The 21,038-nt window shown below is 50.8% G+C and carries 15 protein-coding genes; 8 read left to right on the top strand and 7 right to left on the bottom strand.

Annotation, left to right across the window (positions count from 1 at the left end; translation table 11 throughout):
* The first annotated feature begins 61 nt into the window (after positions 1–61).
* Entirely contained in the window at positions 62–1,621 is a 1,560-nt protein-coding gene (locus tag ACYU8Y_RS06330; protein ID WP_460935338.1) for a polysaccharide biosynthesis protein, read from the top strand.
* A gap of 98 nt (positions 1,622–1,719) precedes the next feature.
* Complete coding sequence (locus ACYU8Y_RS06325; protein WP_460935336.1) at positions 1,720–2,985, top strand: D-alanyl-D-alanine carboxypeptidase; 1,266 nt, start codon at positions 1,720–1,722, stop codon at positions 2,983–2,985.
* Positions 2,986–3,000: 15 nt separating this feature from the next.
* On the opposite strand, the gene ACYU8Y_RS06320 is transcribed toward ACYU8Y_RS06325, so the two are convergent.
* On the bottom strand, positions 3,001–4,302 hold the full coding sequence (locus ACYU8Y_RS06320; RefSeq protein WP_460935334.1) for an APC family permease: 1,302 nt from the start codon (positions 4,300–4,302) through the stop codon (positions 3,001–3,003).
* Between the two features lie 80 nt (positions 4,303–4,382).
* Between ACYU8Y_RS06320 and crcB the strand changes: the two genes are divergently transcribed.
* Both crcB and ACYU8Y_RS06310 read left to right on the top strand, forming a co-directional pair.
* Entirely contained in the window at positions 4,383–4,817 is a 435-nt protein-coding gene (crcB, locus tag ACYU8Y_RS06315) for a fluoride efflux transporter CrcB (RefSeq protein ID WP_460935332.1), read from the top strand.
* Positions 4,814–6,259 (top strand): M14 family zinc carboxypeptidase, encoded by a 1,446-nt coding sequence (locus tag ACYU8Y_RS06310; RefSeq protein WP_460935330.1) that lies wholly within the window; start codon positions 4,814–4,816, stop codon positions 6,257–6,259. Before crcB ends, ACYU8Y_RS06310 begins: the two co-directional genes overlap by 4 nt.
* A gap of 389 nt (positions 6,260–6,648) precedes the next feature.
* Here the strand turns inward: ACYU8Y_RS06310 and ACYU8Y_RS06305 are convergent, their stop codons facing one another.
* A complete protein-coding gene (locus tag ACYU8Y_RS06305; protein ID WP_460935328.1) occupies positions 6,649–9,873 on the bottom strand; it encodes a TonB-dependent receptor in 3,225 nt (1,074 codons plus the stop codon).
* Positions 9,874–10,327: 454 nt separating this feature from the next.
* Here ACYU8Y_RS06305 and ACYU8Y_RS06300 point away from each other — a divergent pair, with 454 nt between their 5' ends.
* The 3 genes from ACYU8Y_RS06300 to ACYU8Y_RS06290 all read left to right on the top strand — a co-directional run bounded on the left by ACYU8Y_RS06300 (position 10,328) and on the right by ACYU8Y_RS06290 (position 15,936).
* Positions 10,328–13,207, top strand: coding sequence for a TonB-dependent receptor (locus ACYU8Y_RS06300; RefSeq protein WP_460935326.1), 2,880 nt, complete (start codon positions 10,328–10,330; stop codon positions 13,205–13,207).
* A 51-nt stretch (positions 13,208–13,258) separates the two neighbouring features.
* Entirely contained in the window at positions 13,259–14,959 is a 1,701-nt protein-coding gene (locus ACYU8Y_RS06295) for an IPT/TIG domain-containing protein (RefSeq protein ID WP_460935324.1), read from the top strand.
* Between the two features lie 482 nt (positions 14,960–15,441).
* Entirely contained in the window at positions 15,442–15,936 is a 495-nt protein-coding gene (locus ACYU8Y_RS06290) for an RrF2 family transcriptional regulator (RefSeq protein WP_460935322.1), read from the top strand.
* A gap of 88 nt (positions 15,937–16,024) precedes the next feature.
* Here ACYU8Y_RS06290 and ACYU8Y_RS06285 read toward each other — a convergent pair whose 3' ends face one another.
* Positions 16,025–17,545, bottom strand: coding sequence for a DUF4301 family protein (locus ACYU8Y_RS06285; protein WP_460935320.1), 1,521 nt, complete (start codon positions 17,543–17,545; stop codon positions 16,025–16,027).
* Positions 17,546–17,698: 153 nt separating this feature from the next.
* Here ACYU8Y_RS06285 and ACYU8Y_RS06280 point away from each other — a divergent pair, with 153 nt between their 5' ends.
* Entirely contained in the window at positions 17,699–18,400 is a 702-nt protein-coding gene (locus ACYU8Y_RS06280) for an HAD family hydrolase (protein WP_460935318.1), read from the top strand.
* Positions 18,401–18,497: 97 nt separating this feature from the next.
* Here ACYU8Y_RS06280 and ACYU8Y_RS06275 read toward each other — a convergent pair whose 3' ends face one another.
* From ACYU8Y_RS06275 to ACYU8Y_RS06260, 4 genes are all read right to left on the bottom strand, one after another.
* On the bottom strand, positions 18,498–19,286 hold the full coding sequence (locus ACYU8Y_RS06275; protein ID WP_460935316.1) for an amidohydrolase: 789 nt from the start codon (positions 19,284–19,286) through the stop codon (positions 18,498–18,500).
* A 2-nt stretch (positions 19,287–19,288) separates the two neighbouring features.
* Complete coding sequence (gene def, locus ACYU8Y_RS06270) at positions 19,289–19,861, bottom strand: peptide deformylase (RefSeq protein ID WP_460935314.1); 573 nt, start codon at positions 19,859–19,861, stop codon at positions 19,289–19,291.
* A 65-nt stretch (positions 19,862–19,926) separates the two neighbouring features.
* Complete coding sequence (ruvX, locus tag ACYU8Y_RS06265; protein WP_460935312.1) at positions 19,927–20,343, bottom strand: Holliday junction resolvase RuvX; 417 nt, start codon at positions 20,341–20,343, stop codon at positions 19,927–19,929.
* 87 nt (positions 20,344–20,430) lie between these two features.
* Positions 20,431–21,036 carry a nucleotidyltransferase family protein gene (locus ACYU8Y_RS06260; RefSeq protein WP_460935310.1) on the bottom strand — a complete coding sequence of 202 codons (606 nt, stop codon included), beginning with the start codon at positions 21,034–21,036 and terminating at the stop codon, positions 20,431–20,433.
* Positions 21,037–21,038: the final 2 nt, after the last annotated feature.

Genomic DNA, 21,038 nt, shown 5'->3' with positions numbered 1-21,038 from the left:
TCTTAACTTTGTCAGCCCGGAGCACAAAAGCCAAATCGGCGGGTAAGTATTTCTTCTCTACATGAGTACGTTTAAAAAATTAGCGAGCGACACGGCCCTTTACGGAATCAGTACGATTCTGGCACGCTTGCTCAATTACGCGCTGGTTCCCATTCAGACGTATGCTTTTCAAAAGCCATCGGCCATGGCCTCGAACGTAGAGCTGTACGGCTATATCGGCGTGCTGCTCGTTGTCTATACACTCGGGCTGGAAACGGCCTTTTTTCGATTTATGGCGCGGTCTAAAGACCAGCCTGCTGCCGAAAAGAACCGCATCTTCAATCAGTCGCTGAGCATCGTTGTCCTGATCAGCGTAACGTCCTCTATTGTCCTGTATAGTCTGGCTACTCCCATAACGAATTGGCTTCATTACCCTGGCCAGGAGCGATTCGTGCAGTGGTCGGCCCTGTTGGTAGCCATCGATGCCATCGTCGCCATTCCGTTTGCCCGGCTGCGGGTCGAAAATCGGGTTCGGGAGTTTGTGAGCGCCCGGATTATAAACATCGTTATTGTGGTGGCCCTCAATATATTCTTCCTGATTATTGCGAAAGATGTTTATGAGGGCAAATACTTAACGGCTCTGCAGCCCGTAGCCGATTTTATTTATGACCCCAAAATTGGACCGGGCTACACGTTTCTATCGAATCTGCTGGGCAACGCCCTTTATTTTATCATCATCCGAAAAGCATTCTCTGGCTTTCGCTTTCAGCTCAACGGGGAACAAAGCCGGGTTCTGATTGCCTATGCGTTTCCCATTATGCTGACCAATCTGGCCAGTGTTCTAAATCTGTTAACCGACCGGCTGTTTCTACGGCATTTGCTGCCACCCAACTTTTATCCGGGCTTATCGGCTGAAGCGGTGCTGGGCATTTATGGAAACTGTTTGAAACTATCGGTTTTTATGGCCCTGGCCATTCAGTCGTTTAAATTTGCCGCCGACCCGTTCTTTTTCTCTCAGGCAGAAGATAAGAATGCCCCAACGCTGCTGGCCAATGTCACAAAGTGGTTTATCATCGTTTGTGTCCTGATCTGGCTGGCTGTCAGCCTGAACCTCGATCTGTTGGGTCAGGTATTTTTACGGTCGAAAGCCTACCGGGTCGGGCTGAATGTTGTCCCGCTGCTGTTGCTTGGGAATCTATTGCTAGGCGTATATTACAACATTTCGTTCTGGTTTAAATTAACGGACAAAACCCGCTACGGCACACTGATCACCGTTATCGGAACCAGCGTAACCATCGGCCTTAACCTGCTGCTGATTCCACGAATTGGCTATATGGGTTGTGCGGTTGCCTTTTCGGTATCCAGCCTGGTCATGATGGTTTTGTGTTACGTGCTGGGCGAAAAATACTACCCCGTTCCTTACCATATCCGTTCGGCAGTCGGCTACCTGCTCAGTGCGGGACTGCTGATTTATGTCTCCTGGCAGTTTCCCATTGCCAACCTGTGGGTAGCGGTGCCCGTGCATATGGCTTTGTTTGGGCTGTATCTGGTCATCATGAGTTTTGTTGAGCGTGATACCATGCAGCCAGCCCTGGCCCGCCTGCGAAACAGGAACAAAAAATCGGTCAATATCGGGCAATGATTCTGACCGCGCGGTCAAACGCGTACAACAACTCGTAACGAAATAAGTCGTATGGTCACGCTGGAACCGGTTGCCATACTACCCTGGCCCAGAAAATTATGAAAGCAGCGTTGCCTTTTCTACTCGTACTCATTGTGGCCGGGTGTTCGCCCGCGCGTCGTATTGCTCGTGAGCTGCGCACAGAAACAGCTTATACCGATCACTTTACGGGCGTTGCGCTGTATGATCCTGCGCAACGGCGGACCCTGATTCAGCACAATGCCGATAAGCCGTTTACGCCTGCGTCGAATACAAAGCTGTTTAGTTTTTATGCCGGGCTATTGTCGCTGACTGATTCGCTGCCTGTACTGCGCTACGCCGTTCGAAACGATTCCCTGATATTCTGGGGTACGGGAAATCCGTTGCTCCTGCATCCTGACCTGCCCGACACCACCGCGCTGGCTTTTCTGCGAAATCGCCCCGAGCGGCTGTTTTATTCACCCGGCAATTATATGGGGCCGCGTTTCGGAGCGGGCTGGGCCTGGGACGATTATAATGATGATTACTCGCCAGAGTTAGCTCCCCTGCCCATTTACGGCAACGTTGTCCGGTTCATGAACGGAATAGCCCGACCACGTCGGTTTGCCGATAGTACGCAGATCGCATCGACCGTTACGAGAGGTGTACACCGGGCTGAATTTACCAACCACTTTTTGCGCCCGGTAGACGGAAAACCCAGCCGGCAGGATGTGCCATTTAAATGGTCGGCAGCATTGGCTGCTCAACTACTGACCGATACCCTTCACCGGCCCGTTGGTGTTGTAAACCTACCGGTTGCCCCGAATGCCCAGCTTATATACGGTTCATCCACGGATTCGCTGTATAAACGGATGCTACAGGTAAGCGACAATCAGTTTGCCGAACAGGTTTTGTTTATGGTTTCGGCGGAACAGCAGTCGGCGCAGCTTAAGCCTATGGTCGAATTGCGCCGAGTTGCCGACAGTCTGCGGGGTTCTGCTACGGGGCGAAGCCCGATTAATTGGGTCGATGGCTCTGGCTTGTCCCGCTACAACCTGTTCACCCCCAATGCGCTAATTGACTTGCTTGGCCGTATTTACGCTAAAGTGCCGCAGAAACGGCTATTTACGTTATTGCCAGCCGCTGGCCAATCGGGAACATTGCGAAGTCTGGCAGTAAACGGCACACCCTATATATTCGCTAAATCCGGCTCCATGACGGGCGTGTATAACTTAAGCGGATACCTGTTGACGAAGCGAAACAAGCTTCTTTATTTCAGCATTATGCACAACAACTTCACCCAGCCCGTCAGTGAAATGCGCCGACGGACAGCGGAGCTGCTGACGGAAATTCACGAACGGATGTAATTGTTAAAGAGCGTTTTATCTGGTCTTTATCAACAAATAAACCGGATAGCTGACGGCTACGAAACCCAGCGCATACAAACTGCTCGAAAAGTCGCCGATGACCACGCCCAGTAGAAAGGCCAGTGATGCGACAAGCAAGGTCCAGGTTGAAAAAGGATACCCCCAGGCCCGAACCGGGCGCTCCAGGTTCGGTTCCGTTTGCCGGAGCCGGATCAGCGCGGCAAAACACGATGCGTAACAAAGCACGAAGAAAAACGTAGCAATGTCGGACAGCTTACCATAGGTATTGGTCAGGATCATCAGAATAGACGCTGAGGCCGTCAGAATCGTCGCGTAGGTGGGCGTACCACCCGCGTTGACGTGCGTAACAAATCGGAAAAACAAACCGTCCCGACCCATCGCGAAGATCACGCGCGGATTAAACATAATCTGAGCGTTGATGATCCCCATAATCGAAATCATCAGTAGGAAGGTAACGACCTTGGCGCTTCCCGGCCCGAACAAAAGTTGAACGGCGTCGGCGGCCGGTAACTTCGATCCAGCGAGGGCCGACATAGGCAGTACGTACAGCAATGCCAGATTGACCAGTATATAAATACCAATAATCAGCAATACACCCCGGATCATGGAGCGGGGTAAGTTTCGGCTGGGGTCAACGTCTTCTTCTGTGAAGTAAGCCGCTGTATGCCAGCCATCGTACGTATAAAAGACCGCTTGCAGCGCGGCCAGAATACCTACCCACAGGCCCCCTTCTGCCAGCGGCCGGACGGTGCTGACAGGTACGGGCTGATCAGGCGTAACGACGAAGCAGATGATCACAAAAGCCAGTAAACCAACCGCTTTCAACACGCTCATCACTTCCTGCGCCCGGCTGGCCAACTGCACGCCCAGCGAGTGAAACGCAACGAAAGCAACCAAAATGCCAATGGCCATGATTTGCTGATAAGCCACCAGTGAAGGCGACAGCAACCCAAGATATTCACTCATAACAGCCGCGCCAAACGCCATGGCCGAGACGCTGCCTAGCCAACTGCTGATCCCGATAATGAAGCCGGCATAGTTGCCGAAAGCCCGTCGGGCATATACGTACCAGCCCCCCGCTTTAGGAAGCATGGTGCCCAGCTCCATAACGGAAAGCGACCCCGCCAGCGCATAGAGACCAACTGCCAGCCAGACGCCAATGATCAGCGTTGGGTTACCAATGTCCTGCGCAATGGGGCCGGGCTTTCGCAGAATACCGGTACCCACGGTGCCACCAATCGTAACGGCCACGCCAAAGCCGACGCCTAGTAGTTTCTTAAGTTGGTTTTGAGCCATAGCAGGCAAGAGAAAGGAGGGTATAGAACGGGCTATTTTACAATGATAGCGAAAAAAATGGCCCATCTGTGATTCTAAGGATGGTTCTGCTGATCAACGTCCCGGTTTTTCGTAAGTTTGCCAGCATGAGAGCCTTGTTGATGAATCCCAATGTGCTGGTTTTTTTCGGTGGTGGTCTTGGGAGCGTACTGCGCTATGCCCTTGGCCGACTGATACCCGCCACGTTGACGAGTTCACCGTTTCCGGCAGCTATTCTGTTGGTGAACGTAGTGGCCAGTTTCATTCTGGGAACTATCGTTAGCTGGGTAATCGGCCGATCGGCGGGTGAAGAAGCTCGTTTGCTGGTTGGGGTGGGCTTTTGTGGTGGACTCAGCACCTTCTCAAGCTTCAGCAATGATACCGTTACACTTATACAGAATGGCCGTTTCGGGGCTGCCTTACTCAATATTGGTCTGAACGTGGTCTTATGCCTGGCCGCTTCTGCCGGAGGCCTTTGGCTAGGACAAAAATTATGAGGAAGCTTTTCCTGTCTCTATCTTTATTTCTGATGATTTCGACCCATTCGCAGGCGCAGGAAATAGCTCGTCAGCTATACGACGCGCACGATACGTACAAAGAAAAAAGCCTTACCCACCGGCGTTTCAAACATGCCGACATTGTGCCTTTGCTACAGGCCGTATCCCAACCCCTGTCGGTGAGTCAGGTCGGTGAGTCGCTGGAGAAACGGGCTATCTACCAGGTGAAAGCGGGAACGGGTACAACCAATGTGCTGCTCTGGAGCCAGATGCACGGCGATGAGGCCACCGCCACGATGGCGTTGTTCGATATCTTTAACTTTCTGAGCGCTCAGGGCGATGGTTTCGATGCATTCCGGCAGACGATCTTGTCAAAGACGACACTTTATTTTTTGCCGATGCTCAATCCGGATGGGGCCGAACGGTTTCAGCGCCGGACGGCTACGGACATCGACATGAACCGGGACGCCCTTCGTCTGCAAACGCCGGAGGGAGCCTTGCTCAAGCATATGCAACAAACGTTGCAACCGCTGGTGGGCTTTAATCTGCATGACCAGAATCCGCGCTACAGCGTCGGGAAAACGGGGAAACAGGCGGTCATGTCGTTTCTGGCGACGGCTTATGACGAGAAGCGAAACATCAATGACGTTCGGCAGCGGTCTATGCAACTCATTGCGGGGATAAACCGCGTATTGCAGCCGCTCATCCCCGGCCAGATTGCTCGCTATGACGACGAATTCGAGCCACGTGCCTTTGGCGACAACATTCAGAAGTGGGGGACAACGTTGGTACTGATCGAGTCGGGAGGTTACAAAGATGACCCTGAAAAAATGGCGATTCGACGGCTGAATTTCGTAGCGATCCTGTCGGCGCTGAACGCGATTGCCGATGGCTCCTATAAGCAGGAATCGAATGCCGATTATCTGGCTATTCCGGAAAATGGCCGGGCCTTGTTCGATGTCCTGATTCGCAACGCAACGGTTGTACGCAAAGGAAAACCGGTAAGGGTCGATGTGGGTATCAACTACAATGAGCTTAACGACAAATCCAGCCGACAATTTCAGTACAAGAGCAGCATTGAGGACATTGGTGATTTATCAACGTTTTACGGAATCGACGAAATCGACGCGACAGGTCTGACGCTGGTGCCCGCTCGTGTCCATACCGATATATTAGAATCACCCGCCGATCTGGATAAACTCGATTTGCCCGCTCTCCACCGGGACGGGGTTGTTGTCTTTAAGGTACGGAAAGCGAGTAAAGCGAACTTTACCAATCAGGCTGCGCATTTACTGCTTGACGGCGAGTTGCCTGCTCGGCCGCTTCAACTGGAGCAAATCCCGACTTTTCTGTTGATGAAAGGAAAGGAAATAAAATACACGTTTGTCAATGGATTTTGGAAAGACAACACGGGACGTTTGCGCAATGGGATACTGGATTAACTAGTCGTTCTAAACGTAATCTGCCCATAATACTGCCGTAACGTTTGCGTAATAGCTGATCGGTAACTTTGTTGTACCGTTTGTTTCTGCAACAAACTATCCGTTATAATCATATTGGTGTCGTTCGAAAGGCCAGCGTATTGCGCTGGCTTTTTTCTTTTGAGATGAATGTGAATGATAGAAAGTCAGTATTTGGCGGGCTTTTTACCCCTAAATCCCCTAAAGGGGACTTTACTCACGAGTAGATAAAGCCCCCTTTAGGGGATTTAGGGGTTTTGAGGGGCGGTAGTAAGCGAATTGAGCAGTCTGGCCTTTATCGTTTTCCTCCCCAACGCAAAATGCCCGGCTAGGTTAGCCGGGCATTCTGCGCAGAAAAGTAAGAGTAGGAATTAGAACGTATACCGGGCACCTACCTGCATCTGCCAGCGCGAACCCAGCGGATCAATCGAGTAGGGGGCAGATGGGGCACTCCAGGTAAACGTGGGATCACCCGAGGTTGGGTTCGTCGCCCGTGTCAGACCAATAGATCCCGTCGAGTTGAAGGTGTTCGCAGCGAAGTACGAATAACCCAGCTTTTTATCCAGCAAATTCAGGAAGTTGATAATGTCGTAGCTAATCTGAATCGACTGACGACCTTTCAATTTGAACTCGTGCAGGAAACGCAGATCCATGGTGTTGTTCCAGGGTGTACGGCCGGCATTCCGCTCGGTAAATGTGCCTTTCCGCGTTTTCAGGTATGAATCTGACTCAACGAACGCCATGAAGTCAGCGGCCTGGGTACCGGTTGGCAACAGCTTTTGGGCTTCGGTCAGGTCACGGGGAATATAGGCTAAACTATTGGCCTGGCCTGTTCCGTCGATGGTTGAGTTAACATAGCCCCAGGAGAACGGCGTTCCCGATTGCAGCGAGTAAAACAGTGTAACGGTAGTTGCGTTGCGTGGATTCCAGACCTGGCGGTAATTCACCGTACCCACGATCCGATGGCGAATATCGAAGTTCGAGTAGCCCAGTTGCGGATTGTTGGGCGTTAGCGACTGGTTCAACTGCCAGTTTGATTCCATCGAGTTCCGAATACCGTTTGTGATGTCGAATGATTTGCCGTACGTATAAGCCGTTGAGAACCCGAAGCCAAACGGGAAGTTGCGTTGGATTTGCCCGGTCAGGCTGTACCGATACCCTTTGTTCGTATTCGACAGCATGTAGGCGTTCGCGAAATTGTTGTCGATTCGCTGCGCTCCGGCCGATCCATTGGCGGCCACGTAAATAGGCTGTTGGTGCTGGGTATCGTAGCTGTAATACCGAACGACATCTTTCGTGTTGACCTGCTGGAACTTCAAGTCCTGAATAACTTTCGTATACAATCCCTCGACGGTGAATTTATAACCACCTACCACATAATCGACGGCCAGGTTATTCCGGAACATCTGCGGCATCTTGAAATTGTTGTCGATCAGGTCGACCTGTGTACGGGTCACACCGCCGTTGGCCGAGTTGTTGTTGATCAGCAAACCACCGTTGGGTACTAATGGGTCGCCCACTAGTTTGGTTGTAGCCGTGGCGTTGTTGTTGAAGTCATACGCGCCGTATCCTACGCCGTTGTTGTAGAAGGCATAGCCCAGCCAGGCAAATGGAATCCGGCCCGTAAACAAGCCCGTTCCTCCCCGGATAACCAGACTTTTGTCGCCATTGGCATCGAACGTAAAGCCTAAACGGGGCGAAATCTGAACGTTGTTCAGGAAGTTGTTCGTGATCTGGTTCAGGGGGGTAAAGCTGTAGGTGTTGCCCATGTTGGTCGGGTCACCGGCTGAGCCCGTTACCTGCGGGCTGAGCGTTGGTTTCTTCGGCAGTCCTGAATAATCGAAGCGAACCCCTGGGGAAATTTTCAACTTGTCACTCAGTTGAATGTCATCCTGCAAGTAAGCGCTCATCAGGTTGACATTGAAATGGGCATACGGGTTGTTGAACTGGTTATCCAGGTTATTGGTGGCGTCAGAAAACGGATAGGAGCCACGTACCCGGTTGGGCAGTTTCGCCAGGAACTCAGCCGGGCTGCGGTACGATATCCGGCCGTTCGGCGAGTTGACGAACCCGTAATCAATGGTATAAAATTCGTTGTGCGTGCCCAGTGTGAACGTGTTTTTACCCAGATAGAAGGTAAAATTGTCGGTCAGCTCAAATGTCTTCTGACGCATGTTGAAGACCGATGCTTCCCGGTCGTTACCCAGGAAAATCGTTCCGCCGTTGTACCCAATCTCTACCTGTGGAAAGCTGCGAACATTAGACAGCGTATTGCGGTAATCGTGCACACTCGAATACCCAACGATCAGGCTGTTGGATGCCCGGCCGCTGAACTGGCTTTTCAATTCGGCTACCGTGCTGCTCTGGTTGTTGGTTTGCTTGTAGTCGATGCTGCCAAACCGGAAGTTTTGCGCATCGCGTTCCAGATTCGTCGCTTCCGAGAACACGGTGTTATTCCGAATCGTCAGCTGGTTTTTATCGTTGATGTTCCAGTCGATGCGGTTGAAGAACTTGGTACTGTTGGAGTAGATGGCGTAATCACCGGCTGAACCCGCATCGAGACCGTAGTTGGTTTTTACGAAATCGCTGAGCTGCTGGGCTAGGGCTACATCTTTAATGAGCGAACTGGGCGAACCCGCCTGAAACTGGACCGGATCCTGCCGACGCGTAATTTCTTCATTCGTAAAGAAGAACAGTTTGTTCTTGATCAACGGAAGACCCACCCGAACGCCTGTCTGGTATTCATGAAAGGTGCTGGGGAGTTTCTCTTTGGCGTTCGACGCGCCGTTCCAGGCACCGGTCAGGGCGGCATTCCGACCGAATCCGTATATAGAGCCCGTTACTTCATTCGTACCACTGCGGGTTACGGCATTGACCGACCCACCCAGAAAGTTACCCAGCCGGACATCGAACGGAGCCACAGCTACCTGAATGTCCTGTATGGCGTCGAGACTGACGGGGTTTGTGCGGGTACTCGAACCGGGTTGCCCCGATGTGCCGGTAGAGCCCCCCAGCGAAGGACTAAATCCAATAGCGTCGTTATTGATGGCGCCATCGATGGTCACGTTATTGTACCGGAAGTTGGTCCCCGCAAAGGAGTTCTGGTTATTTACCTGTGGCGACAGACGCGTCATGTCGGTCAGGCTGCGGGAAATGGTGGGCAGCCGGCGGATGGTTTCGCTGTTTACGCTAATACCTGCCCCCTGCTTATCGCCTTCACGATTGCCTTTCACCACCACTTCGGATAATTGCGTGCTGGCATCCTGAAGCGTGATGTTCAGGTTGGTGGTTTCGCCCAGTTGTAAAGTAACGCCAGATTGTGTCTCGGTTTTGTAACTTACGTACGTCACAACGATTTCGTAAGGGCCACCGGCATTCATGTTATTGATCCGAAAGCGCCCTTCAACGTCCGTCACGGCTGCGTACTTCGTGCCGGTTGGTGTGTAGGTAGCCTGTACGGTTGCGCCCACTAACGCTTCTTTCTTGGTATCAATGATCCGACCGCTAAGACCGCTGGTGGTTACCTGCGCCCAGGTTGCTGAAAAAGCGATAACTAGAAATAGTACAAGTAGTGATGTAGAACGAAAAAATTTCATCTGTAAGTAGATTGGTGATTTTCAGTGCAAAATTCACGCTAATCCAGATGAAGGCTGTTACGCCAATGTTACGATATACAGCACCGAGGTTAAAATGTAATTAAAGCCTTTTTTTGCCTTGAAAATCCTGTTTTTACGCTGAAAAGGCCTCTTTATGAACTACATTAGGTTTACTGTAGAGTAAGTATTTTATGGACTGTTAGTGCAGAGGTACTATCCGCCGAGTGCTGCTTTCTACCAAATTTTATTTCGTATTGGTCTTCTTTTTGTAAAAAAATCACCATTAAAAACGGGCAGGATGACTTTAATGTGAAAGAGCTAATCTGATAATACAATTTTGATTGTCAGGGCTTTGTATTATTAAAACCGGATTAAAAGTTAACATTCGTGTAATATTGGCGTAACATTGGGCGGATAGTTTTGCAGCGCTTTAAGCGATACCAAAACTAAAAAAATGAACCGTCACGTTTTACTTGTCCTTTTTTCGTTACTGTCTACGGCCTTATGGGCACAGACCGGCACCGTCCGGGGAACCGTTAAAGACGGAAAAACAAAAGAATCTCTCATTGGCTGTACCGTGCGTGTTGATGGTACACAACTAGGTAGTACGACCGACATCGAAGGGAACTTTAACCTTGCCAACGTACCAGCCGGTACACACAAAATCGTTGTCTCGTACGTCTCGTATAAAACGAGGGAGATTCCAAACGTTCGGGTCGAATCAGGCAACACAACAGCTATAGATACCGAACTGGACGAAGAAGGAACGGCCCTTCAGGAAGTAGTGGTTCGGGCCAACAAGGCGACCAATACGGAAATCGCTGTTATTACTGAAATCAAGCAACTCAAGCCCATTGCCGTTGGTATTTCGGCGATGCAGATTCAGAAATCGCAGGACCGCGATGCGGCAGCAGCCATTCGCCGGGTGCCGGGCGTAAGTCTTGTCGATAACCGGTTTGTGCTGATTCGGGGTCTGGGCACCCGATATAATAACGTACTGATCAACGATGTCATCGCGCCTTCGACCGAGGTAGAATCCCGCTCCTTTTCCTTCGATATCGTGCCCAGCAACATTCTGGACCGGATGATCGTCTACAAATCTGGTTCAGCGGAGTTACCTGGCGATTTTGCCGGTGGGGTTATTAAAGTTTATACGAAGCGCCGTCCGGAGCAAAACTTTACCGACGTGGGAGTCACCGTAGGGTACCGGGCCAACACCACCTTTCAAAACGTGCAGTCCCATAAGCGGGGTGGCCTGAATTTATTGGGACTGTGGGATTCAAAACAGCAGATTCCAACGAGCTTTCCTCAAAAGGCGGGTGAGTTCAATAGCCTAAGCTCTATTCGGCGGGCTACCTACGCCCGGCTGTTGCCCAACAATTGGGGGCTAACCAACGTGAATGTGGCACCCGACGTGCGGATTGCGTTCAATACCGGTCGCCGGTTTGACCTGGGAAATGTACGGGTGAGCAACCTGACCAGCATCAACTATGCCCTGACCAATCAATTTACGGACGTTAACCTCAAGCTGTATGAAAACACGACAGCCAATGACGTTCAGCAGGAGTACAACGATGCTACGTACGCGCGTTCTACCCGGCTAGGCGTTTTACACAACTGGACGTTTCGCTTTTCGCCCAACTTTACGCTGGAATGGAAAACGCTCTTTAACCAGTTAGGATCGACTGAAACGGTTGTTCGTAACGGAAGTTTCGTGATTGATGGGGTTGATGTACAAAGCTACTCGGAGCGTTTTGAAAACCGGAGTATTCTAAACTCGCAGGTATCGGGGGAGCATTCGCTAAGCCAGCTAACAAAAGTGAACTGGATTGCCAGTTATGGGTATTCCGGGCGTTGGGAGCCCGACTGGAAACGCGCTCAGTATACACGCCCGCAGGGTGCTCTGGGTGCTGACGGGCAGCCTGAACCGTTCCGGCTCAATGTGCCGGTGCAGCCTAACCCACTCAACGTTGGTCGTTTCTACTCCAAATTGAATGAGCAGGTCGTATCCCTGATTGGTAATTACGAACATACGTTCGGCAATCCAACCGACCGGGAGCCAAATCGTATCCGGGCTGGGGTATATGGCGAGCGCCGTAACCGTGACTTTGCCGCCCGTTTCTATGGCTACGAGCGCGTAGGGTTGATCAACAACATCAGCGGCTTGGGCGTTGGTCAGGCGTTTGCGCCCGAAAACGTAACGGGTCGGGAAGGAAGCTTCAGCCTTCAGGATGGTACCGTCGACAACGACTCCTACAATGGCAAGACAAGCTATGCCGCGGGTTATGTATCGGGCGACATCAATTTCGGGTCGCGGGCCAACCTCACGCTTGGTTTCCGGGGCGAGTTTTACAACCAGACCCTCCGACTGGCCAACGCCCCTACCGGCAAACCACTGGTAGACAATAACATCTTCAGTCCATTGCCTTCGGTCAACTTTACCTATAAACTCACTGACCAGCAGAACCTTCGGCTGGCGTACTCATCAACGGTCAACCGGCCTGAGCTACGTGAATTAGCGCCATTCCGGTATTACGATTTCGCCCGGCAGATTGAAGTGCAGGGAAACACTGGCCTCAAAACGGCCACTATTCAGAACTTCGATGTAAAGTATGAGTTCTACCCGACGCCTAATGAATTGATTTCGATAACCGGGTTTTACAAAGGCTTTACCAACCCCATCGAATCGTTCCTGATTCCTATTCCGGGAGCCTTCACGTTTACGTTCACCAATGCAATCTCGGCTCGTAATTACGGCCTGGAGCTGGAGTTCCGGAAAGGATTTAGTAACTCCAGCAGCACCTTTTTACAAAACCTCCAGGTGGTGGGTAACGCTTCTTACATAAATAGCCGGGTAACGACAGGCGATGTCATTGAAGCGCCGGGACCCAGCGGCATCATCGAGCGATTTGGTAACAGTACCGACCGGAACCGGTCGCTGGCTAATCAGTCCCCTTACCTGGTCAACTTGGGACTGTACTACGCTAACCCCACCTCTGGCTGGCAGTACAATGTATTGTACAACGTAGCAGGTCCGCGCATCTTCCTGGTGGGTAATATCGAAGACCCGACCACCTACGAAATGCCGCGCCACGTGGTGGATATCAACATCAGCAAATCGTTCAACAAGCAGCTTGAACTGCGCCTGGGTATTCAGGACATCTTCAATGCACCTTTCCGTTTCTCTCAGGATTTCAACGGAGATCGCAAAATTGGTAAGGATGTTACGTCACGCAGCGCCAATGCCGACCAGGATTACTTAAAGTACCGCCGTGGTCAGTATGTGACACTAACCGGTGTGTACACGCTGGGTCGTCGAATTGTTGTGCCCTAATAACCCGATTGATACTCAACTACTACCATATAATTTAACCAAATCCGTTTTATGCAATTTATCAAGCGTTATCAGTCACTGCTGCTTCTGGCGATTGGCCTGACCGTCACTATTTCGGCCTGTAAGAACGACGATGAGCCAACTATCGACCCGCTTTCCATTACGAGCATTAACCCAACGCAGGCTCCGGTGGGCTCGTCAATCGTTATTACCGGAACCAGTTTCAATGCTTCACCGGCCAGCAACACGGTTGTATTCAGTGGGAATGCAACCGCGCAGGTTACCGCAGCTACCACTACATCGTTGACGGTAATTGTACCCGCAACGGCGCAAAACGGACCGATTTCGATTACATCGGGTGGCGCAACGGTTCAAAGCCCATCGACGGTAAGCTTTACACTGGCCAACCGGCCTATCGAAACGCTGCCTAACTCGATTACAGCCAGCAGAACGCTCTCGGCCAATACCATTTATGCGCTGAAGGGCTATGTGTATGTGACGAACAACGCGGTGCTGACAATCGAAGCGGGTACCATCATCCGCGGTTATGGAGCCAGCCAGGACCCGGAAGCACAGAACCACTCAGGAACGCTGATCATTGACCGGGGTTCACGGATAGAGGCCAAAGGAACGGCTACCCAGCCCATTATATTTACATCGTCTCAGCCCGCCGGTTCACGGAAATATGGCGACTGGGGTGGCGTTGTGCTGATTGGTCGGGCACCGTCTAACCAGGGTACGTCGCGCGCATTCGAAGGCGGTATTCGCGGCACATTCGACGCAACGCTGAACGTATCGAATGATAATTCAGGTACGATGCAGTATGTGCGGATTGAGTTTCCGGGTGTTGCGTTGTCATCGACACCAAATAGTGAAATCAACGGGTTAACGCTGTATCAGGTCGGTTCGGGTACAACCCTCGATCACATCCAGGTTTCCTACAGTGGTGACGATGCGTTTGAGTGGTTCGGTGGTACGGCTAACGCTAAATACCTGGTTGCTCTCCGCACGTTCGATGATGACTTCGATACTGATTATGGCTATAGTGGCAAGGTTCAGTTTGGTGTAGCCCTGCGCGACCCTAACGTGGCCGACCAGTCGGGTTCCGAAGCTTTCGAGTCAGACAATTTCGATCCGGGTGTACCGGTTACGGCTGGTTTGCCCATAACGTCTCCCATCTTCGCGAACATGAGTGCGTTTGCCTTCAACCCAGGGGTTCCCAGCAATGCCAACACATCGGGTGGTTCAGGTGCCTACCGGGCGGCCATGCACCTTCGCCGGAACACAAGAATCAGTATCTACAACTCGGTATTAACTGGATTTCCGGAAGGTTTGCGTCTGGAAGGAACAACTGCCGGTACATTGGCTAATATAAACGATGGTAGCCTGGAATTACAGGGAATTGTACTTGGCAACTCTGAAGTTCCCAACTCAACTACGGTTGTTCGTGGTATTGGCGACATAACGACAGAAACGGCTCAGGCTTACTTTAATCTGGCCTCCCGCAAGAATCAGATTGTCGGAACGGACATCACCTCGTTGATGCTTAATGCGCAGAACTTTAATCTGACGTCGCCCAACTTCCTGCCACAGGCGGGTTCTCCACTGCTGGTTGCCGGCAACGCGGTAACGGGCGGAAAACTGGCCGATTCGTTCTTCACCGCGGCTCCTTATCGGGGTGCTTTCAATACAGAAAACTGGCTCGCTGGCTGGACAAACTTCGATCCGCAGAACGCTAATTACGACAAATAAAAAAAATAGTAAATTTTATATTGGTGTCGCAGAAAAGGGCCGGGGCTTTGCTCCGGCTCTTTTTATTGCCAGAAAAGTTACGTTTACCAAACAAGAAGCCGTGAATGCAATTCAGTAGCTACTCTACTTACTTTTCGTACATGTAACTGGCACCGGTATGATTCCTGAAATAACACCATTTACAGAACTATGGACCTGATTAAGCGAAATTAGTAGATGTGATTGTTACTTATATTTTAACTTAGCGTCTAATACCCAAGTAAGTCCATGAACTTTTAGGTTAACTGTGTATGTTTGGCAATAAATTTGTGTTGATTAACAGAACCGACCGCCAAGTGTATATTGTCTAAATTTCTTTATAGAAAAGAGACGACTTTTTGGCTGATAATTAGGGACTTATTAATTTGCCACATAATAGGTGCCTACGACTTCTCAGGAACAAGCTCATTATTTCACCATATCACTTTTAGTCACCGTAACAAATGATCTCTAAGAAAGCTAAATACGCCATCAAAGCCCTAAAGGTTTTGACTGAAGAATACGGCAAGGGCCCCGTATTGATTTCCTATATTTCGGCGAAAGAAAACATCCCGAAAAAATTCTTAGAGGCCATTCTCCTGGAACTGCGTAATCATGGAATTCTGCAAAGCCAGAAAGGAAAAGGTGGCGGCTATTTGTTGCGGGTTGATCCGGGCCGGGTTAATCTGGCACAGGTACTACGGGTAATCGATGGACCTATTGCACCAACTCCCTGCGTGTCGTTTAATTTCTACGTCAAATGCGACGACTGCAACGACGAAGTAACCTGTATGTTGCGGCCAATCATGGAGCGCGTTCGGGATGCAAACTTAGGCGTTTATGAAAATACAACGCTGCTCACGTTCCAGAATCTGGGCTCACTCGAAACAAAAGAGGTGGCTATCGGAACGAACGCAGCCGACCTGATCGACACCCCGTCAAATCGGATGTCAGCTTAATAAACGTATTGCTTAAAAGCCCTAAGTGGCTGACACGTAGCGTATATTGCTTTTGTGTCAGCCACTTAGGGCTTTTAAGTAGTTGAGGCTACGCGGGTTGGTGTTCTTTCCGCAAGAGATCGTTCACCGTTTTGACCGGATTGAACGTAATAAGCGGCACTTCAACGAAAATTGTATTCCAATCGGCCATCGCCCCGTTCCAAAGACCGGGTAACTCCTGCGCCTTCAGGTCTCTTCCATCTTTCGATTTTGCCGTAATGAATCCGGTAAGTGGGTCCCGGTAAGCGGGCAAGTCATATTTACGGCCATTATGATCCTTAAGACCGCACACCAGATCGACGGGATTGAAATGCGTCGCTTCGTCAAAAATGGCTTTTTGGGCTGGGTCAGTCAAATCAATCTGTGCGGATTCGACAACCTGTAAAGACACGGATCCGTCCTGATTTCTGGCCCAGAACGGTCCGCCACCTGGTTCGCCAACGTTTTTTACCATCCCGCAAACGCGCACGGGCCGGTCCAATTTCCGACGGAGGTAGTCCAGCTTCTCCGCTTGGGATAGCTCATCGAAACCATCAGGCGGTAACGTATAGAGTGTCCGTCGCAGCAGGTCGTCCGCTTCGGCCAGATAGCCATCGCTAATTTCGCCCGATTGCTCTTCCAGCAGGGCTTGCAGGCGGGCAATCTGCTGCTGGGCATCGAGCAATACGGATGCCAGCACTTTCTTGTACGTTATGGTTGGTTCTTTGATCTGGTCAGGAACGACATTGTCAATATTCTTAATGAAGACAATATCGGCATGAATATCGTTGAGGTTTTCGATCAGGGCACCATGACCTGCCGGACGGAACAGCAACGATCCCGATTCGCCGTTGCGGAAGGGCGAATTATCCATGTTTACCGAGATCGTATCGGTGGATTTCTTTTGTTCGGAGAACGTTACGTCGAACGTCACACCGAGCCAGGCTTCATAGTCCGCTTTTTGCTCGTCGATTAATTGTTCAAAACGGCTGCGGTGCTCGGGCGAGACCGTAAAGTGAACTTTAACTAACCCGTCAGAATTGGCATAAGCAGCCCCTTCTACCAAATGCTCCTCTACCGGTGTGCGGGGACCATCGGGATACTGGTGAAACTTCAGCAAGCCTTTCGGCAGGCTGCCATAATCCAGGCCTGCTTCGGTCAATAAATAGTTCAGAACCGTTACCCGGTCATTTTCGGCAACGGCTTTGTCCAAATCGTGGCCATCATCAGCCATCGCGGCTTTCAGGTCGTCGTAAAAAGCGAAGTCGGTCAGACGGGCAAACACTTCGTCAACTGATTTATCAAATTTGCCATCCAATGCCGAAAATAACGATTTGAACATGCGGGTAGCGGCTCCCGAAGCCGGAACGAACTTTACCAGGTCACGTTCGTGAGCAGCCTCGTCGAACCGATGAATATGCGCTGCCAGCTGATCTTCGGCGATACGAATGATGCCATCGCCAATCGTAGCGGCTTTAATGACATTCAGGTAAGGAAAGCCGTCGACAAAGTGTTTTATCTGCTGATCAATCTGGTCGAGTGAAACGCCCTGTAACAGAATCTGGTCCTGATCTTGCTCTGTGAATTGCATAGGGTTAACGAAAATAATGACATTAGGAACGGGGGGCAAATTGCGGATTTCGGGAATGGTACGCAAATCAAATCAGGACAAAAGAGCGGCAACAAAATAAGATTCTGCTTGCCTGCTTATCTTTGCTATACCAACCATCTTGCCACCAGGCTCATGAAATTGATTGCGTTTGACGCCGACGATACCCTTTGGGCCAACGAACCAAACTACATTGATGTGAAGCTGAAGCTTTGCCAACTGTTATCCCACTACGTTTCAGAAGAAATTCTGTCGCAGCAGTTTTATGACTGCCAGATTCGGAACCTTGCTGTTTTTGGCTACGGAGCGAAGAGTTTTATGCTTTCTATGATCGAAACGGCAATTGAATTAACCAACGGGGCCATTACCGGAGCAGAAATTCAGCAGATTATCGATGTCGGGCGGAAATTGCTGGACTTCCCAATTAATACACTCGACGGGGTAGTCGAGGTGCTGGAAACGCTCTCGAAACGGTTCGAACTGATGGTGATAACCAAAGGTGACCTGTTTGATCAGGAAAGCAAAATTGCCCGGTCAGGGTTGGGCCACTACTTTACCCATGTTGAAATTGTCAGCGAAAAGAATGAACCGGCGTATCAGCGTATTTTACAGAAATACCAGATCTTACCGGCTGATTTTCTGATGATTGGTAATTCGCTGAAGTCGGATGTATTGCCGGTAGTGCATATTGGCGGTCGGGCGATACACATCCCTTTTGAAACGACCTGGGCCCATGAAATGGTTACTGAAGAGCAATTGAGTGGAAAGCTATTCACGACGCTAAGCAGCATCCGGGAGCTGCTGGAATTACTCGAAGCCGCTGAGGAGCAGGTATAATTGACTAGTATTCCATGGTCCGTGTCCTCACGGACCACTTGACCGGATGGTTTTGCTGACGCGAATGTGGCCCGTGAGAACACGGACGACGGAAATATCACAGAGATAATGTAAACGAATCGGCGTCCAGGTTGGCGGGAAATTTTGCCCGAAACGCCCGCAGTTCATCCAGGGATAACGTATGCTGGTGGGCTAGCTCAACATCGGACTGTCGGAACAGCACATCGCCCTTGAAGTCGATAACGGCCGAATCACCGGAGTAGAGGTGATGATTGCCATCTTCTCCAACGCGGTTGACTCCCACAACATAACTCAGGTTCTCGATAGCGCGGGCCTGTAGTAAGGCATTCCAGGCATTACGCCGGGCAGATGGCCAGTTCGCAACGTATAGTAAAAGATCGTAATCGAAATTTTTCGAATCGTCCGCGGCTGCATGGCGGCTCCAGACCGGAAACCGGAGATCGTAACAAACCAGCGGACATATACGCCAGCCTTTCCATTCTTTAACGATCCGGCGGGTGCCGGCGGTGTAAATCGTGTCTTCTCCCGCCATGCGAAACAAATGGCGTTTATCGTAGGTGTCGAATTGTCCATCCGGCTGCATCCACACGAGCCGATTGAAGAAGCGGCCATTTTCCTTCACCACATAGCTACCCGTAACCACAGCCCCCGTTTGAGCCGCCATCTGTTTCATCCAGCGAAACGTGGTTAGGTTCATGGGTTCTGCAACGGCCTGGGCATCCATGGTGAAGCCCGTTGTGAACATTTCGGGCAAGACAATCAGGTCCGTGGGTTCGGCCAGCGTGAAGATTCGCTCCTCCAGCATCGCCATATTGGCCACCGGGTCGTGCCAGTAGAGGGTAGTCTGGAGAAAGGTTACGTTCATCGTTATTTTGGGAACTTCATTTTATATTCGGCATCCGTCTTCCCTTTCGAAATATCGGCCAGTTTTTTCTTGATGAGCGTCCGGCGGAGGGAAGGCAGATAATCGGTGAAGAGCTTCCCGTCGAGGTGGTCGTATTCGTGTTGTATAATCCGGGCGGCCATTCCTTCGTATTCCTCTTCGTGCTCATTCCAGTCCGTATCGAAATAACGGATCACAATAATTTCAGGTCGAAACACTTCGCCCCGAATGCCCGGAATGCTTAGGCATCCTTCTTCGAATCCCCAGTCGTCGCCCGCTTCTTCGATGATTTCAGGATTAACGAATACTTTTTTAAAGCCAACCAGACTTTGATCGACGTCTTCTTCGGGTTCGTCTTCGTTCAGCGGCTCGCCGTCTACCACAAACATGCGAATGCTCTGCCCGATCTGTGGCGCTGCCAGGCCAACGCCTGATGCCGCATACATCGTCTCGAACATGTTGTCGCTCAGCGTTTTAACGTCGAGGCTGCCGGGTTCAATATCTTTAGCCCGTTTTCGTAAAACCGGGTCACCGTAAGCAATAATTGGGAGAATCATATTTTTAATGAAGCGTGACGAACGAAAAGTAAGAGCGGCTAATAACCCTCTTCATCCTGCATTCGTCACGATCGTTTGCTTTCCATGTATGACTGAAGAATAATAGCCGCGCTGATTTTGTCGATGTTGCCCTTTACCCGACGATCTTTTTTCGTGCTGCCGTTGGCAATCATTGCCTGAAGGGCCATAACCGACGTGAATCGTTCATCATGCCAGTAAACGGGAATATCAGGTAATGCGTTCTGCAAATGGGTTACGAACTTCCTGACTCTGGGCGTATTATCCGTATCGGTACCATCCAGACCCTTCGGCAGTCCCACCACAAAAGCGTCGACTGGCTCTCGTGCTGTGTAGGCTTTCAAAAATTTCAGCACTTCGTGAGACGGTACCGTTTCCAGCGCCGACGCAATGAGTTGCAAGGGGTCCGTTACGGCAATGCCGGTGCGTTTCATACCATAGTCAATTGCCAGGAGTCGTGCCATTTCAGGGCAAAGGTACGAAGGGAGGGGGCAAGGGGCAAGACGTGCGTCGACAGGAGCGAAATAAGCTCTTCGGGAATGGGCACAGGTTCATTCTGGCTTATCTTCCCTTTTTCGCCAGGCGTCTATGTCCTGCCAGGTGTCAAGGTCGATGGCTGCCTGTGGAAACAGGACTTCGCTACAATCGTTTGCATACTGCTGAATAAGTTTACGGGCGCCCGTATCGCCGGCCAACTGCATAAACTCGGATCGGTAACGGATGTCGAACAACGCCGGAACGCCCAGATGGCCCAGCACACCATAACGGCAGGCAACAATGCCTCTACCCGTATGGTGCTGTGTGGTAATCAGTTGGCGCAGAAGGGCCGCCGTAACATAGGGCTGATCGGTCAGAACCACCAAAAAGGCTTCGACGGGTTCATCGCTCAACTGATTCAGCCCCATCTGTATAGATGATGCCAGGCCTTGTTGCCAGTTGGTGTTGACGGGTGTATTGACCGATAAATCCCTAAGTTCATCTCGAATTCGTTCTTCATTTCCCCCCAGAACAACGACCACAGGACCTGCTTCTAGCGATAAGGCAGCCTCGGTAATCTGCCTGACAAGCGTTTTCCCATGTTGAATAAGCAATTGCTTGGGTTCGCCCCCCAGCCGGGTTGATCCGCCAGCTGCGAGGATGATTGTTGCAATCGTCATGC

It is taken from the genome of Spirosoma humi (genome assembly GCF_054776575.1).
This window is presented reverse-complemented; position numbering and strand designations above follow the sequence as displayed.